The sequence below is a fragment of the Streptomyces sp. NPDC048291 genome (assembly GCF_043201715.1).
Classification (GTDB): Bacteria; Actinomycetota; Actinomycetes; order Streptomycetales; family Streptomycetaceae; genus Streptomyces.
The window spans coordinates 259178-274238 of record NZ_JBICZC010000012.1 but is presented as its reverse complement, the minus strand read 5'-3'; the positions used below and the strand labels follow the sequence as shown (position 1 = coordinate 274238).

At 72.0% G+C, this 15061-nt stretch carries 15 protein-coding genes; 8 read left to right on the top strand and 7 right to left on the bottom strand.

Going from position 1 to position 15061, the window contains the following annotated elements; translation table 11 throughout:
- Positions 1-21 precede the first annotated feature (21 nt).
- From ACGF5O_RS31865 to ACGF5O_RS31850, 4 genes are all read right to left on the bottom strand, one after another.
- Positions 22-627, bottom strand: coding sequence for a hypothetical protein (locus ACGF5O_RS31865; protein ID WP_393813344.1), 606 nt, complete (start codon positions 625-627; stop codon positions 22-24).
- Positions 624-2330 (bottom strand): PHP domain-containing protein, encoded by a 1707-nt coding sequence (locus ACGF5O_RS31860; RefSeq protein ID WP_393813343.1) that lies wholly within the window; start codon positions 2328-2330, stop codon positions 624-626. Before ACGF5O_RS31860 ends, ACGF5O_RS31865 begins: the two co-directional genes overlap by 4 nt.
- 258 nt (positions 2331-2588) lie before the next feature.
- Positions 2589-4775 carry a catalase/peroxidase HPI gene (gene katG, locus ACGF5O_RS31855; RefSeq protein WP_393813342.1) on the bottom strand — a complete coding sequence of 729 codons (2187 nt, stop codon included), beginning with the start codon at positions 4773-4775 and terminating at the stop codon, positions 2589-2591.
- 36 nt (positions 4776-4811) lie between these two features.
- Positions 4812-5249: a Fur family transcriptional regulator gene (locus tag ACGF5O_RS31850; protein ID WP_362586978.1), complete on the bottom strand. Its 438-nt coding sequence runs from the start codon at positions 5247-5249 to the stop codon at positions 4812-4814.
- A gap of 221 nt (positions 5250-5470) precedes the next feature.
- Here ACGF5O_RS31850 and ACGF5O_RS31845 point away from each other — a divergent pair, with 221 nt between their 5' ends.
- The 5 genes from ACGF5O_RS31845 to ACGF5O_RS31825 all read left to right on the top strand — a co-directional run bounded on the left by ACGF5O_RS31845 (position 5471) and on the right by ACGF5O_RS31825 (position 9032).
- The gene (locus ACGF5O_RS31845; RefSeq protein ID WP_393813341.1) at positions 5471-5833 is read left to right on the top strand and encodes a sortase-dependent protein; all 363 of its coding nucleotides are present in this window, start codon (positions 5471-5473) and stop codon (positions 5831-5833) included.
- Positions 5830-6456: a class F sortase gene (locus ACGF5O_RS31840; RefSeq protein ID WP_393813340.1), complete on the top strand. Its 627-nt coding sequence runs from the start codon at positions 5830-5832 to the stop codon at positions 6454-6456. The genes ACGF5O_RS31845 and ACGF5O_RS31840 overlap by 4 nt, the downstream gene beginning before the upstream one ends.
- Positions 6457-6547: 91 nt before the next feature.
- The gene (locus ACGF5O_RS31835) at positions 6548-7039 is read left to right on the top strand and encodes an RNA polymerase sigma factor (protein ID WP_393813339.1); all 492 of its coding nucleotides are present in this window, start codon (positions 6548-6550) and stop codon (positions 7037-7039) included.
- A complete protein-coding gene (locus ACGF5O_RS31830) occupies positions 7023-7496 on the top strand; it encodes a hypothetical protein (protein ID WP_393813338.1) in 474 nt (157 codons plus the stop codon). The genes ACGF5O_RS31835 and ACGF5O_RS31830 overlap by 17 nt, the downstream gene beginning before the upstream one ends.
- Positions 7497-7859: 363 nt before the next feature.
- A complete protein-coding gene (locus ACGF5O_RS31825) occupies positions 7860-9032 on the top strand; it encodes an acyltransferase family protein (protein WP_393813337.1) in 1173 nt (390 codons plus the stop codon).
- Between the two features lie 30 nt (positions 9033-9062).
- On the opposite strand, the gene ACGF5O_RS31820 is transcribed toward ACGF5O_RS31825, so the two are convergent.
- Entirely contained in the window at positions 9063-11198 is a 2136-nt protein-coding gene (locus ACGF5O_RS31820; RefSeq protein ID WP_393813336.1) for a discoidin domain-containing protein, read from the bottom strand.
- 179 nt (positions 11199-11377) lie between these two features.
- Complete coding sequence (locus tag ACGF5O_RS31815; RefSeq protein ID WP_393813335.1) at positions 11378-12079, bottom strand: SDR family oxidoreductase; 702 nt, start codon at positions 12077-12079, stop codon at positions 11378-11380.
- Between the two features lie 285 nt (positions 12080-12364).
- Here ACGF5O_RS31815 and ACGF5O_RS31810 point away from each other — a divergent pair, with 285 nt between their 5' ends.
- Positions 12365-13285, top strand: coding sequence for an SGNH/GDSL hydrolase family protein (locus ACGF5O_RS31810; RefSeq protein WP_393813334.1), 921 nt, complete (start codon positions 12365-12367; stop codon positions 13283-13285).
- Between the two features lie 94 nt (positions 13286-13379).
- Here ACGF5O_RS31810 and ACGF5O_RS31805 read toward each other — a convergent pair whose 3' ends face one another.
- Positions 13380-13823 (bottom strand): Lrp/AsnC family transcriptional regulator, encoded by a 444-nt coding sequence (locus ACGF5O_RS31805; protein ID WP_393813333.1) that lies wholly within the window; start codon positions 13821-13823, stop codon positions 13380-13382.
- A 123-nt stretch (positions 13824-13946) separates the two neighbouring features.
- On the opposite strand from ACGF5O_RS31805, the gene ACGF5O_RS31800 reads away from it, so the two are divergent.
- Positions 13947-14492, top strand: coding sequence for an RBBP9/YdeN family alpha/beta hydrolase (locus ACGF5O_RS31800; RefSeq protein ID WP_393813332.1), 546 nt, complete (start codon positions 13947-13949; stop codon positions 14490-14492).
- 68 nt (positions 14493-14560) lie between these two features.
- Positions 14561-15052, top strand: a complete 492-nt coding sequence (locus tag ACGF5O_RS31795; protein ID WP_393813331.1) for a peptidylprolyl isomerase — start codon at positions 14561-14563, stop codon at positions 15050-15052.
- The last annotated feature ends 9 nt before the right edge of the window (positions 15053-15061 follow it).

Below are 15061 nucleotides of genomic sequence, written 5' to 3'. Positions count from 1 at the left end.
CACTAAGGGGTTACCCTCGCGTCAGGCGTGGTCCGCGCAGCAGGGGGTGGGGTTGGGGACCTCGAAGGGGGCCAGCCGGCCGCCCGCCGCCGGGACCAGGGCGAGGGTGAGGACGCCGTCGCGCCACTCCGGGCGTACGTGGTCCTGCGTCAGGACCTCGGTTTCGGGCGGGAGTGGGGCGTCCGGCGCGCCGAGCACGACCAGGCGCTCGACGGCGGTGCGGTCGAGCAGGTCCGCGACGGTGACGGTGCCGGTCAGGTGCGCCACACCGGGGTAGACCACGGCCCGCCCCGAGGCGGGGGGCGCGGCGGCGGCCAGCCGGGCGGCGTCCACCGCGTCCGCGGGGCCGTGGCCGCGGTCGGCCAGGGCGAGGCCGGTGCCCTCCGGGAGCGCCTTGAGGAGTTCCCGCCACACGGCGTCCACGTCCGCGTGCGGGACGGCCAGCGAGACCGTCGTACCGCGCCGCTCGTCGGTGCGGAACAGGTGGGTGCAGGCGAACACGCCCTCCGTGACCGCCGGCCGGTCGAGCAGCCGGTGGATCAGGTGGTCGGCCTCGCGCAGGGACGCCGTACCGGCGTCCACCCCGATGACGGGGCGGACGCCGGACGCGTGGTGCGGGGAGGTCATGCGGGCAGGACCCACATCGGGTTGGAGTAGAACCACAGGTCCTTCCACGGGTCGGCGTCGCCGAGGACGTCGATGGCCGGGCCGGCCGGGTCCACGGCCGCGCCGTTGAAGCCGACCGCGGAGCGGTTGCCGTCGGTGCCGCGCAGCCGGACGTAGACCGGCTTGTCGAGGCGGCCGAGGGAGTACGTCAGCTTGACCGTGCCGGTGGCCTTGTTGACCTCGAAGGACTTCACGACCTTGGTGGCGGGCGTGGCAAAGGTGTCCTTGTCGCCGACCGTGCCGGTGACGTCGCCCTGGATGACGTCGACACGGGCCAGCGACGGCACGAACTGGGCCCAGTTGGGGCCGTTGGCGAGGCTGATCTCGATCACCAGGTCGACCCTGCCGCCCTTGCGGACGTGCAGCACGTCGCCGAGGGTCACCGCCTGCGAGCCGGAGCGCAGCTGGGCGTTCAGGCCGCTGATCAGACCGCCGTGGTCCACCCAGACCCGGCCGGCGCGGATGCCGTCCATGACCGACTTGTAGGAGAAGGACGAGGCGCCGACGTGGGTGCGGGAGTACTGGCCGGGCCAGAAGTCGGTGTCGGTGAGGCTGATGCCGGTGCCGTAGACCGGGTCGTTGTAGCGGCCGTTGGCGTTGAAGTCGCTGTTCGGGCCGCGCACCGCGGTGTCGGCGTAGACGTTGTGGGAGTCGGAGTTGGCGGTGATCCACCAGGGCTTGCCCTCGGCGAGGAGGCTGTCCCACAGGCCGCCGACGGTGGCGGTCATCCAGTCGAAGCCGCCCCAGGTGCGGTAGCTCTCCAGCGGGTAGCCGGCGAACGAGTCGGCGCTCGGGCTGTTGTCGTAGATGCCGCGGGCCGAGCCGGGGCCGTTCGGCTTGGGCAGGCCGCCCGCCTGGTGGCCGGGGGCGCCCTCGAAGCCGACCGCGATCGACGGCTGGGCGTCGCGCCAGGCGCGGATCTCGTGCGGGGAGTCGATGCCCTTGCGCGCCGGGTGGTTGGCGAGGAACAGCGCGTCCTTGACCTTGCGGCGCTGCACCTGCTCGGCGAGGAAGTTGAGGCCGGAGATGGCCAGCGCCTCGTTGGCCGGGGAACTGCCGGAGGCGCCCTTCACCGAGCCGTCGAAGGAGTTCTCGAACTCCTTGAGGACGGCGACCTCGTTCTTGCCGGGGTGGACGAAGACCGTGCCGTGCTCGGCGGCCGGGATGTTCCACTCCAGGCCCTGGAAGACCAGGGTGTCCTCGATCTGGTCGCGGGCGGCGACGATGTCCGGGTTGACCTTCTCGACACCGATCTTGGCGTGCGTCTCGCTGCCGTGGTCGGTGATGACCATCCAGTCCAGGCCGTGCGCGTTGGCCTGCCGGACGTGGTCGATGACCCGGTACTTGGCGTCGGAGCTGTACTGGGTGTGGATGTGGTGGTCGCCGGCCAGCCACAGGTAGCCGCCGGACCGGCCGTTCTGGGCGTGGGCGGAGGAGACCGAGGCGGCGGCCTGGCCCGCGCCGGCGAGGACGCTGCCCGCCGCGAGGCCGGCGCCGAGCAGGCCGGTGCGGCGCAGCATCGAGCGGCGGGAGAGCTGACCGGGCGTCAGCTCCGCGTCGGGGACGGACAGATCGAGGGCGGGCGGCAGCGACGAGGCGGCGTCGTTGTCCCCGTGGTGGTGATGGTGGTGGTGACCGTGGTCGTGGCTGTGACCGTGGCTCATGTTCGGAACTCCCGCGGGCGGCCGGTACGGGGGATGGCTCAGGACGTGCAGAGTCTGCGAAGGTCGCATGAACAACGGGAGTCGAGGTCATGGTGGGGTAAAGAACGACTCATGTGCAGCGCGCTACGCACTTGTCCCGGTGGGGAGTTGACCAAGGGGCCGTAAAGACGGCAATGCCCGGACCGGCTCACGAGGAGCCGGTCCGGGCATCGGGCCCGGTCGGTCGGATCAGACCATGGCCGGTCGGACCACCGTCGGTCAGACCAGGTCGAAGCGGTCCGCGTCGGCGACCTTCGCCCAGGCGGCGACGAAGTCCCTCACGAACTTCTCCTTGGCGTCGTCGCTCGCGTAGACCTCGGCGACGGCGCGCAGCTCGGAGTTGGAGCCGAAGACCAGGTCGGCACGGGTGCCGGTCCACTTGACCGCGCCGCTCGCGTCACGGCCCTCGAAGGTGGACTGGTCCTCGGAGGTCGACTTCCAGGTCGTGCCCATGTCGAGCAGGTTGGCGAAGAAGTCGTTGGTCAGCACGCCCGGCGTCTCGGTGAGGACGCCGTGCTTCGAACCGCCCTGGTTGGCGCCGAGCACGCGCAGGCCGCCGACGAGGACGGTCAGCTCGGGGGCGCTCAGGCCGAGCAGGTTGGCACGGTCCAGGAGCAGGTACTCGGCGGGCAGGCGGTTGCCCTTGCCGACGTAGTTGCGGAAGCCGTCCGAGGTCGGCTCCAGGGCCGCGAAGGACTCGGCGTCCGTGTGCTCGTCGGTCGCGTCGACCCGGCCCGGGGTGAAGGGCACCTCGATCTCGACACCGCCGTCCTTGGCGGCCTTCTCCACCGCGGCGGCACCCCCGAGGACGATCAGGTCGGCCAGGGAGACCTTCTTGGCGCCGGTGTTGAAGTCGCGCTGGACGCCCTCCAGGACGCGCAGCACCTGGGCGAGCTCGTCGGGGTTGTTGACCTCCCAGCCGCGCTGCGGCTCCAGGCGGATGCGGGCACCGTTGGCGCCGCCGCGCTTGTCGCTGCCGCGGAACGTCGAGGCCGACGCCCAGGCGGCGGAGACGAGCTGCGAGACCGTCAGGCCCGAGTCGAGGAGCTTGGCCTTGAGGGCCGTGACGTCGGCGGCGTCGATGGCCTCGCCCTCGGCCGCGGGCAGCGGGTCCTGCCAGATCAGCGTCTCCGCCGGGACCTCCGGGCCGAGGTACAGGGACTTCGGGCCCATGTCACGGTGGGTCAGCTTGAACCAGGCGCGGGCGAAGGCGTCCGCGAACTGGTCGGGGTTCTCGTGGAAGCGGCGCGAGATCGGCTCGTAGATCGGGTCGAAGCGCAGCGACAGGTCGGTGGTGAGCATCGTCGGGAGCTTCTTCTTCGACGCGTCGTGCGCGTCGGGGATGACCGCCTCGGCGTCCTTGGCCACCCACTGGTTGGCGCCGGCGGGGCTCTGGGTCAGCTCCCACTCGTAGCCGAAGAGGATGGAGAAGAAGTCGTTGCTCCACTGGGTGGGCTTGGTGGTCCAGGTGACCTCCAGACCACTGGTGATCGCGTCGCCGGCCTTGCCGCTGCCGTAGGTGCTCTTCCAGCCGAGGCCCTGCTGCTCCATCGGGGCGCCCTCGGGCTCGGCGCCCACGCTCTCCGCGGGGCCGGCGCCGTGGGTCTTGCCGAAGGTGTGGCCGCCGGCGATGAGGGCGACGGTCTCCTCGTCGTTCATCGCCATCCGGCGGAAGGTCTCGCGGATGTCGCGGGCCGCGGCGATCGGGTCCGGGTTGCCGTTGGGGCCCTCCGGGTTGACGTAGATCAGGCCCATCTGGACGGCGCCGAGCGGGTTCTCCAGGTCACGGTCGCCGGTGTAGCGCTGGTCGTCGAGCCAGACCTTCTCGGGACCCCAGTAGACGTCGTCCTCCGGCTCCCAGACGTCCTCGCGGCCGCCGCCGAAGCCGAAGGTCTCGAAGCCCATCGACTCCAGGGCCACGTTGCCGGTGAGGATCATGAGGTCGGCCCAGGAGATGGCCTGGCCGTACTTCTTCTTGACCGGCCACAGCAGCCGGCGGGCCTTGTCCAGGTTGCCGTTGTCCGGCCAGCTGTTCAGCGGGGCGAAGCGCTGCTGGCCCGCACCGGCGCCACCGCGGCCGTCGCTGATGCGGTAGGTGCCGGCGCTGTGCCAGGCCATCCGGATCATCAGCGGGCCGTAGTTGCCGAAGTCGGCCGGCCACCAGTCCTGCGAGGTGGTGAGCACCTCCGCGATGTCACGTTTCACGGCCGCGAGGTCGAGGTTCTGGAACGCCTCGGCGTAGTCGAAACCCTCGTCGAGGGGGTTCGCGACCGGCTGGTTCTTGGCAAGGATCTTCAGGTTGAGCCCCTCGGGCCACCACTGGCGGTTGCCGCCACCCTGGGTCGGGTGCGGTGCGCGGTCGTGCGCGACCGGGCACTTGCCCGCGTTCTCCTGGGCCTCAGACATGGGGGAAATCCTTCCGGAAAGGGCGGATCGACGTACTCAGGAACTGCTGACGGTGGAACATGCGGGGCACAGGCCCCAGTAGATGACCTCGGCCTCGTCGATCGCGAAGCCGTGGTCGTCCGAAGCGGTCAGGCACGGGGCGTCGCCGACCGCACAGTCGACGTCGGCGACGGCACCGCACGACCGGCACAGGACGTGGTGGTGGTTGTCGCCGACCCGCCCCTCGAACCGGGCCGGGCTGCCGGCCGGTTCGATGCGGCGTATGAGTCGTGCCGTGGTGAGCGCGTGCAGCGCGTCGTACACGGCTTGAAGCGATATGTGGCCCACCCGGTCGCGGACGCCCGAGGCGATCGCCTCGACGTCCAGGTGGTCGCCGTGGCGGACGGTCTCCAGCAGCGCGACGCGGGCGGCCGTCACCCGCAGGCCGGCACCGCGCAGCTCATCGGCGGTCGTCGGGGGCTGGGAGGCGGTCATGACGCCAACCTACCGCCATAAACACGAGTGATTCAAGAAAACAAACCACTCAAGTCTGGTGGCGAACCGGCCGACGTCGTCCCCACCCGTCCCCCGCCGCACCAACCGCCGCCCGACTTTGCCATCTCTTTACAACCTGGCCCGGTTCCGGGTCGTCTCTCCGCTCGATCCGTAACTCAGCCCGCCCCGACCACGGCGGGCCGACGAGAGAGAGCGTCCTCATGCGCCGAACTGTCCTGAGCGCCACGGCCCTCGCCTGCACCGCCGTGCTGGCCGGCACCGTGCCCGCGTTCGCCGACGGCACCGCCCCGAGCCCGGTCGCCACCGTGGCGCCGTCCGCCGCGGCTTCCGCCGAGCCGTCCGCCGTCCCGTCCGCCGAGCCCACCCGGGCCGCCAGCCCCGTTCCGACCCGGGACGCGCACCAGGTCGCGGCGGTGCCGCAGGGCGCGCCCGACACCGGGGTGACGGAGCCGTCCTCGGGCTCCGGCTCCGACAGCGCGCTGGTCGGCGGCGGTGCGGCGGCCGTGCTCGCCGCGGGCGCGACGGTGTTCGCCGTGCGTCGCCGCCGGGCGACCGGGGCATGACCCCCCTCTCCAGGCGCGCCTTGGTCACCGCCGCGACGGCCTCGCTGCTGGCGGGCTGCGCGGGCCGGGCCCCGGACCGGACGGCCCCGGCCGTCCACCGGCGGCCGGCGTCCTCGCCGCCCCCGTCCACGGCGACGGCCGCCTCCGGTACGCCCACCGCGCTCGGCCGCTCCACGCCGGTCCGGCTGCGCATCCCGGCGATCGGGGTCGACACCCCGCTGCTGCGGCTCGGCCTGGCCGCCGACGGCACGGTGCAGGTGCCGCCGGTCACCGCGCACGACCGGGCGGGCTGGTACCGCTACTCCCCCACCCCGGGGCAGACCGGCCCGTCGGTGATCCTCGGCCATGTCACGGTCGGCGCCTACGGCGACGGGGTGTTCCGCCGGCTCGCGGAGCTGCGCCGGGGCGAGCAGGCCGTGGCGCGCCTGGAGAACGGCAGGTCCGCGGTGTTCACCGTCGACGCGGTGCGTACGGTCGCCAAGGCCGCGTTCCCGACCCGGGACGTGTACGGGGACGTGGACCGCCCGGAGCTGCGGCTGATCACCTGCGGCGGTCCGCGGGGCGGCGACGGCTACCTCGACAACGTGATCGTCTTCGCCACGCTGACCGGCACGACCACCTGACCCGCCGGAAACGGATGCGGGACCGGTGGAACGTACGCCGCCGGTCCCGCATCCTCCCCGACGAGTGAGCCCCCCTCGACCCTGGAGAACGTTGAAACGGTCCCGTGACACGGCGGCCTCCGAGCTCTTCGCCGCCCTGTACCCGCGCCTGGCCGGCTGGTGCCGCCGTCTGGTCGACGACGACGAGACGGCGCACGAGATCGCCTCGGAGGCCTTCACCCGGCTCTGGGCCCGGTGGACGAAGGTCGAGGAGCCGCGCGGCTTCCTCTACGTCACCGCGGCCAACCTCGTCCGGGACCACTGGCGCAAGCTGGAGCGCGAGCGCCGGGCGGTGCGCCAGGTCGGATCGGAGGCCGCGACCCGCCCGCACGCCGAGCCGGCCGACCCCTCGGTACGGCTGCTGGTGCAGTCGCTGCCGGAGCGGCTGCGCGTCCCGATCCTGCTGCACTACTACGCTGACATGCCGATCCGGGAGGTGTCCGAGCTGACCGGGCGCAAGGAAGGAACCGTCAAGGCCGATCTGCACGCGGCCCGAGAACTGCTCCGCGGTCACCTGAGGAGAAGCCTTGACCACACGCCTTGACGACGAGCCCGGGTTCGACGGCCCCGACGATCCGCTGGCGGTCATCCTGCGTCCGCCGGCCGCCCACCTCGGTCCGCCGCCGGGCCGCTACGCGGAGATCCGGCGCGCCGCGAGCCGCCGCCGCCTGGTCCGTACGGCGGCCGGAGCCGGGGTGACCTGTGCCGTCGCCGCCTGCGTCGCCCTGTCGCTGCACCTGACGGCCCCCGCGGCGCCCGCCTCCCCGCAGGTGCCCCTCGCCCCGCCGGCCGCCACGCCCACCGCCCCGCACCGTTCGTCGGGATCCCCGACGCCGGCCACCCCCAGCCCGAGCCCCAGTGTCGCGCCGACCCGGCGGGAGACCACACAGGCTCCCGCCCGGGGAGCGTCGACGGCCCCGTCGGCGGCCGTCCCGTCCGCGATCCGGGACGTCCCGTCCACGTACCGGCCGAGCGCAGTCGCCACGGCGACCACTCGCTGAGCGCTCAGCTGGACGTGCCGCGTCATGTCGTCAGCCGTCCGCGGCGCCGTCGTGGCTGGTCGCGCAGTTCCCCGCGCCCCCTTGGGGCGCTGCCGAGTCTGCCCGTCCTGCTTACGGCGTCAACACGGCGACGGTCGGCGTCATCCGTCCGTGCCCCGTGTCCCGATGCGCCGCCCGCGCCCCAAAGACGCGGGTCAAGGCGCCACTCCGGCGGGTGCGGGGCGCGGTGGGAGCGACGGCCCGGATGGCCGAGGCTGCGGCTCGGCGTTGGTGTGATGTTTCGTACGAGGCCGGAATGAAAGGCGTGGAACGGGCAACGCTCCGTTTCATGCTCCATGCGCGAACCCTCCGGCAGGTGACTCGATGACGACGGCGACCCAGGCCCCTCCGACCGCTCCGGCCGCCGCGCCACCCGCCCGCACCCTCTCGTCCGCCTCCCCTTCACTGCCTTCCCTGACCGGACTGAGATGGATGGCCGCGCTGCTGGTCTTCGGGCTGCACGTGCACAACTTCCGGTATTTCGGCGGCACCGGCGGCCGCATCGTGTCCTGGGGGTTCGAGGCGGGCGCCTCGGGGGTGTCGTTCTTCTTCGTCCTCTCCGGGTTCGTCCTGATGTGGTCCGCGCGGCCGGGTGACCGGGCGACGCGGTTCTGGTGGCGGCGGGTCGCCCGGGTCTACCCGGTACACCTGGTCACCGTCGCCCTCGCGCTGGTCATGGTGTGCACGCTGCCCCGCCAGCCGCGGCCGACCCTGCCGCAGGGCCTGGCCGACGTGTTCCTGGTGCACTCCTGGTGGCGGCCGTGGTGGCAGACCCTGGACCCGGTCAGCTGGTCGCTCGCGTGCGAGGCCTTCTTCTACGCCTCGTTCCCGCTGCTGGCGCTGGTGCTGCGCCGGCTCGGCGGGCGGGGCGCCACGGCGGTGGCCGCGCTGTCCGTGCTGACCGTGCTGGCGCTGGCCTGGACGGACGCGCACCACTGGTGGGCGCAGCCGATCAGCTCCTTCCCGGCCGCCCGGCTGCCCGAGTTCGTGCTGGGCGCCGCCACCGCGCGGCTGGTACTGCTCGGCCGGTGGCGCGGCCCGGGCCTGGAGGCGTCGCTGGCCCTGGCGATCATCGGCTACTTCCTGGTCCCGCAGGTCACCGCCGACTACGCGGCCACCGCCTGCACCATCACCGGCTTCGCGCTGCTCATCCCGGCGGCAGCGGTCGCGGACCTGCACGGCCTGCCCTCGCTGTGGCGGCGCCGGTGGCTGGTCCGCCTCGGCGAGCTGTCGTTCGCGTTCTACATGGTCCATCTGCTGGTACTGCGGGCGGGCACCCACCTGCTCGGCACCCGCCCGCGTTACCACCTGCTCACCGGCACCGCCGTCGCCGCCGCCGCGTTCACCGTCGCGCTGGCCCTCTCCTGGCTCCTCTACGAGGGCGTGGAGCGACCCGCGCGACGGCTCCTGCTGCGACGGCGGACCGGCAGCGCCCTCAAGGGGCGCGGGGAACCGCGCTACCAGCCACGACGGCGCAGCAGTCGACCGACGCCCTAGCGCGGCACACCCAGCGCGGTGCCCGGCCGGCTACGGGAACTGGACCACCTTCGACGGGACCGTACTGGTCCCCGACGTCGGTGATCCGGTGGTGTTGACGACGTGGGCGTACTGGCCCATGCCGCCCAGGGAGATCACCAGCAGGTCGTGCATCTTGATCCCCGAACCGGTCGGCACCTGGAAGCCGTTGGACTGGACGATCGTCGGATCGGCCGTGTAGTTGCAGTAGCTGCCCAGGCCCCACGCCTCGTGGTTGGTCACGGTGTCGGCGACCTTGTAGGCCGCGTAGCCGACGACGCCGTCGTGGGTGATGGCGGCGGCGTTGGGGGCGTCGTACGCCTTCTCGTTCTGGAAGAAGATCGTGCGGCCGCGTTCGCCGTTCCAGTAGACGTCGTACTTGTTGAAGTGCTCGACGAAGAGGCCGGTGGCCAGGACGTCGTTGCCGTTGACCCGGAGGCCGTAGTCGGCGCGGTTGGTGGTCCAGCCGACGCCGCTGCCGTGGTCGGCGCGCCAGAGCCAGGTGTGGTCGATGATGACGTTGTTGCTGTTGACCACGACCGAGTTGGTGGCGAGGCCGGGTCCGGCGCCGCCGATGCGGACGAACACGTCCTGCATGGTGGTGGGGTTGGCGGAGTGGTCGGCGGTGGAGCCGGGGTCGCCGATCCGCAGCAGGGTGTCGGAGTTGACGGAGCCCGCGTCGATGAGGAACCCGGCGAGCTTCACCCCGTCGACGTCGGCGACGTGCAGGGCGTCGACGCCGTTGTCCGGGACCAGGGTGGCGAGGCCGAGGCCGAGGACCACCGTGTTGGCGCGGGTCACGTTGACGGTCTGGTCGAGGTGGTAGATGCCCGGTGTGAAGAGGAGGTTGAGGCCCTGGGCGAGGGCCTGGTTGATGGTGGCGGCGGTGGCGCCGGGCTTGACGACGTAGAACTGGTCCAGCGGGACGGAGGTGCCCGCGTTGGCCGGCCAGGAGACGCCCCGGGCGTTGGTGCGCTTGGCCGGGACGAAGACCTTGTAGGTGCTGCCGTCCAGGTACAGGAAGGGCTTCTCGCGCGAGACCGGGGTGTTGTCCAGCGTGGTGTAGGAGCCGGTGGCGAAGTCGGTCGCGGGTGCGCCCTGGACGCCGGAGAAGGCCATGTTCCAGACGCCGTTGGTCCAGCCGCCGACCGAGCTGTCGCGGGTGTACCACTGCTGCTGGGAGTACGGGCCGACGGTGCCGTCGATCTTCGAGTCAGCGATGTAGCCGCCGGAGGCCCAGCCGTAGCCGTTCGGGGCGAGGTTGAGACCGCCCTTGACGTGGATACGGCGGAAGGGGGCCGCCTGAGCCACGGCCCACCGGTCGGTGCCGTTGGACGGCGTGATGGCGAAGTTCTCCGCCGAACGCCAGAAGTTCTGGGTGGCGTTGCCGTTGAACCAGCCGGCGTCGACCGTGACGTCACCGTTGATCTGGGTGTCGTCGGGGTTGAGGCCGAGCCCGGAGATCGAGGTGTAGAAACCGAGCTGGGCGTTGATGCCGTTGTAGGTGCCCGGCTTGAGCAGGAACTGGTAGCGGCCGGTGCCGAACTGCGCCGACTCCTGCTGGGCGAAGACGGAGTCGAACTTCGCCTGGAGGTTCGGCGTGGACGGGTCGACGACGATCACGTTCGGGCCGAGGTCGCCGCCGCCCTGGACCGGGGGCGTGCCGGTGGTGGTGCCGTAGACCTGGAACTCCCAGAGCGAGTAGCCCCACTGGGTGGCGCGGTGCACGCCCAGCATCCGGACGTAGCGGCCCTGCCCGGAGACGGAGAGGGTGTCGGTGCCGCCGTCGCCGCCGGTCACGGACTGCAGGTCGGTCCAGTTGCTGCCGTCCGCGGAGATCTGGACCTTGTAGTCCTTGCCGTAGGCGGTCTCCCAGTTGAGGACCACCTGGCTGACCTGGGCGGTGGCGCCGAGGTCGACCTGGAGCCACTGGTCGTCGGTGAAGGCTGACGACCAGCGGGTGCCGGTGTTGCCGTCGACCGCGTTCGCGGCGGTGGTCCCGCCGTTCTCCTCGGAGGAGGCGGTGGCCGTCTTCCCCTGCGACAGCGGGGCGTCGGCGGCCTGGGCCGCCGGCGCGTGGGCGGCGGGCAGGGCGAGCAGCGCGGCCATGGCGGCGAGCACTACGCCCAAGGATCTCAGTCGTCTCATCAGCGGCTCCCTGAGGTGGACGTGGGGGGCGCGGACAACGCCCGCGACCCACGGCTTAGTTCAGGTTTTGATTTAAGTGGTGAGGCAACTGGGCGACAAGCCTTCGGGAGCGGATTTCTCAGCCGGCGCGGCCCCGCGGCAGGTCACGGGGACCGCCGCGGGACGAACGCCGGACCCGGTCACAGGCCGCGCTGCGCGTACATGGCGGCGAGGTCGCCCGACAGGGCACCCTTGGCCCAGCGCGTGATGTCGTCGGCGAGCACCTCGTAGGCGCCCGACTCGACGCCGTCGAGGGCCGCCGCGGCGATGTCCTCGGGCTTCGCCTTCGGCCCGTCGGCATGCGCGGCCATGTCGGTGTCCACGTAGCCCATGTGCAGGCCGGTGACGCCGATGCCGCGCGGCTTGAGCGCGAGGCGCAGGCTGTTGGTCTGGGACCAGAAGGCCGCCTTCGAGGCGCTGTAGGCGCCGCCCTCGGCGATCCAGGACAGCACCGAGTGGACGTTGAGGAGGTGGCCGCCGCCGTTGCGCTCGATGACCGGGACGAAGGCGCGGGCGAGCAGCAGCGGGCCGTAGAAGTTGATCTCGAACTCGCGGCGGATGTCGTCGAGCGGCGAGGTCAGGAACTGGGTACCGAGGGCGATCCCGGCGTTGTTGACCAGGACCGTGACGTCCTGCGCCTGCTCGACGACGGCGGCCACGGAAGCGGGGTCGGTGACCTCCAGGGGCAGCGCCACCGCGTCGGGGTGGGTGACCGAGCGCGGGTCGCGGGCGGTGGCGTAGACCTTGCCGGCGCCGCGCGCGTACAACTCCTCCACCAGCGCCTTTCCGACGCCGCGGCTGCCACCGGTGACGAGGACGACGGAATCCTTGATAGCGGTCATGACACTCACGCTCCAGACGTGCACAGAGATCGGAAACCGATCGGTTTCCCTTGGCTGCCGCCCATCGTAAACCGATCGGTTTCCATCTTCAATCGCGGACGTCCGTACCAGGCCGCCGGCCGGACCGGATGTCCTTACGGGCAGGGCTGGTTACTCGATCCAGTCGATTGCGTCCGACCTCTGGCTACGGACTCCTACCGGGCGGTATACAGACCCCCGACACACGCGTGCGGGCCGCCCGTCGGGACCGGTTCCGTGCGCGTCCTGGTTCCAGGGGGGATCTGCATGGCGTACGGCATCCCGTCCGACGGTCCGGCCAGACGGCACCGGCGGAAGGCCACCGTGGCGGCGGCGCTGGGCGGCTGCGCCCTGGTGGCCGCGTCCACGGCACCGGCCGCGGCACACGGCGGCGGCCACGGCACCGGCCACGACCGCGGCACCAGCTATGTGGCGCTCGGCGACTCCTACACCTCGGGTCCGCTGATCCCGACGCAGGTCGACGCCAACTGCGCCCGCTCCGACCACAACTACCCCTCGCTGGTGGCGGCGGCCCGGCATGTGAGCGCGTTCAAGGACGTCAGCTGTTCCGGGGCGACCACCGCCGAGATGTGGAAGGCACAGGGCACCAACGGCCCCCAGCTCGACGCCGTGCAGCGGAGCACCGACCTGGTGACCGTCCAGATCGGCGGCAACGACATCGGGTTCAGCTCGATCATCGGCACCTGCGCGGCCCTCAGCTCCAAGGACCTGACGGGCAACCCCTGCCAGCAGTACTACAACGCCTCCGGCACCGACCAGCTGGTGCTCGACATCGCACAGACCGCGCCCAAGGTCGACAAGGTGCTGCGGGCGATCCGCGCCCGGGCCCCGCACGCCCGGATCCTGGTGGTCGGCTACCCCGACCTGCTGCCCGACGACGGCAGCGGCTGCTACCCGACGGTGCCCTTCGCGGCCAAGGACTTCCCCTACCTCCGGGACACCGGCAAGCGGCTGAACCTCATGCTGCGCCTGGTCGCCGCCTGGAACGGCGCACGGTACGTGGACACCTACGGCCCGACCGTCGGCCACGACATGTGCAAGGCACCCGCCGACCGCTGGATCGAGCCCCTCCAGCCGGCCTCCCCGGCCGCACCCGCCCACCCCAACGCCAAGGGCGAGGCGGCCATGGCCCAGGCGGTGCTCGACCGGCTGGAGCGGCGCTACTGAGAATCCGTGGCCAGGGGCTCGCGGCTACGCGTACGTGGGCACGGGTTCGTGACTGCGGGTTCGTGACTGCGGGTTCGTGACTGCGGGTTCGTGACTACGGGTTCGTGGGCAGCGGCTTGGGCGGGTAGCCGCGCAGGACGAGGGACGTGGTGACCGGGCCGTGGCGGGCCAGGGAGTCCACCACCTCCTCCAGGCGTTCGGCGTGGGTGCAGTGCACGTCGAAGAGCAGGCAGTCCTCGCCGGTCACCCGGAGCGTCGAGACGACCTCCGGGGTCCGGGCGGCGAGGGCGAGCGCCATCGGCAGCTGCGCGTGCGTGGTGCGCAGCCGGACCACGGCGTGGATGTTGAGCCCGAGCGCGGCGGGGGCGACGACGGCCCGGTAGCCGGTGATGACACCGCTCTTCTCCAGCCGCTGGATCCGGGCGCCCGCCGCCGGCTGGGAGAGCCCGACCCGCCGTCCGACCTCGGCTCCGGTGAGCCGGCCCTCGGTCTGGAGCAGCTCCAGGATGGCCCGGTCGATGTCGTCGAGTGATTCCATCGTCGTCGTCCCCGCTTTCCTCTGGATCACTTGCCGGGCCGTGCCGCCGCCACTGGTCCGTCCAGAATCGGCCGCAGGAGGGACCCGGAGAGCGCCGGGTCACGAAGGAAAGGGCGGTCGGCCGTGGTCGCGTACGTCATCATCCCCGGGATCGACGGGTCGGACGACAGGCACTGGCAGAGCCGGTGGGAGCGGGCCTGGGGCGACACGGCGGTGCGGATCGCCCCGGGGTCCTGGAGCCGGCCCGGCCTGCGGGACTGGGTGGACGCGGTGCAGGCCGCGCACGACGTCGCGGCGGCGCGGGACGACCGGGTGGTGCTCGTGGCGCACAGCCTCGGCTGCTGGGCGGCGGCCGAGTGGCTGGCGCGGGTACGGCCCGCGCGGGTCCCGGCGTTCCTGGCCGCGCCGCCCGATCCGCGGGGACCGGCCTTCCCCGCCGCCGCCGCGCCGACCTTCCTGGAGCTGACGGCCCGCCCACTGCCCGGCCCGGCCCTGGTGGTGGCGAGCGACGACGACCCCTACGGCGACGCGGCGGCCTCCGCAGCGCTGGCCTCGGGCTGGCTGGCGCCGTGGCACTCCGTCGGCGCGCACGGGCACCTGAACTCCGCGAGCGGACTCGGCGACTGGCCCGCGGGCCGGGAGCTGCTGCGCGCCCTGCTGGACCGGTGAGCGGCCCCGGCGGCCCGACACCCCGGGCTGTGCGGCCCCGTAGGACGGTTCGCGATAGGTTGACCTGCATGAGCGACAACGTTTACTTCGACATCTCGATCAACAACGAGCCGGCCGGCCGGATCGTGTTCAGCCTGTTCGACAAGGTGGTGCCCGACACGGCCCGCAACTTCCGTGAGCTCGCCACCGGGCAGCACGGTTTCGGGTACGCCGGTTCCGGCTTCCACCGGATCATCCCCCAGTTCATGCTCCAGGGCGGTGACTTCACCCGCGGTGACGGCACCGGCGGCAAGAGCATCTACGGCGAGAAGTTCAAGGACGAGAACTTCGAACTCAAGCACGACCGTCCGTACCTGCTCAGCATGGCCAACGCGGGCAAGAACACCAACGGCTCGCAGTTCTTCGTCACCACCGTCGTGACGTCCTGGCTGGACGGCAAGCACGTGGTCTTCGGTGAGGTCGTCGAGGGCCAGGACATCGTCGACCGGATCGAGGGCTACGGCTCGCAGAGCGGCACCCCCAAGGCCAAGGTCGAGATCACGGCGAGCGGCACCGTCTGATCCCGGTCC

Bases quoted from the DNA above. Each gene is read 5' to 3' on its own strand.
- ACGF5O_RS31865 (WP_393813344.1), bottom strand. From the start codon at position 627: ATGACCTCCCCGCACCACGCGTCCGGCGTCCGCCCCGTCATCGGGGTG.
- ACGF5O_RS31860 (WP_393813343.1), bottom strand. From the start codon at position 2,330: ATGAGCCACGGTCACAGCCACGACCACGGTCACCACCACCATCACCAC.
- katG (WP_393813342.1), bottom strand. From the start codon at position 4,775: ATGTCTGAGGCCCAGGAGAACGCGGGCAAGTGCCCGGTCGCGCACGAC.
- ACGF5O_RS31850 (WP_362586978.1), bottom strand. From the start codon at position 5,249: ATGACCGCCTCCCAGCCCCCGACGACCGCCGATGAGCTGCGCGGTGCC.
- ACGF5O_RS31845 (WP_393813341.1), top strand. From the start codon at position 5,471: ATGCGCCGAACTGTCCTGAGCGCCACGGCCCTCGCCTGCACCGCCGTG.
- ACGF5O_RS31840 (WP_393813340.1), top strand. From the start codon at position 5,830: ATGACCCCCCTCTCCAGGCGCGCCTTGGTCACCGCCGCGACGGCCTCG.
- ACGF5O_RS31825 (WP_393813337.1), top strand. From the start codon at position 7,860: ATGACGACGGCGACCCAGGCCCCTCCGACCGCTCCGGCCGCCGCGCCA.
- ACGF5O_RS31820 (WP_393813336.1), bottom strand. From the start codon at position 11,198: ATGAGACGACTGAGATCCTTGGGCGTAGTGCTCGCCGCCATGGCCGCG.
- ACGF5O_RS31815 (WP_393813335.1), bottom strand. From the start codon at position 12,079: ATGACCGCTATCAAGGATTCCGTCGTCCTCGTCACCGGTGGCAGCCGC.
- ACGF5O_RS31810 (WP_393813334.1), top strand. From the start codon at position 12,365: ATGGCGTACGGCATCCCGTCCGACGGTCCGGCCAGACGGCACCGGCGG.
- ACGF5O_RS31805 (WP_393813333.1), bottom strand. From the start codon at position 13,823: ATGGAATCACTCGACGACATCGACCGGGCCATCCTGGAGCTGCTCCAG.
- ACGF5O_RS31795 (WP_393813331.1), top strand. From the start codon at position 14,561: ATGAGCGACAACGTTTACTTCGACATCTCGATCAACAACGAGCCGGCC.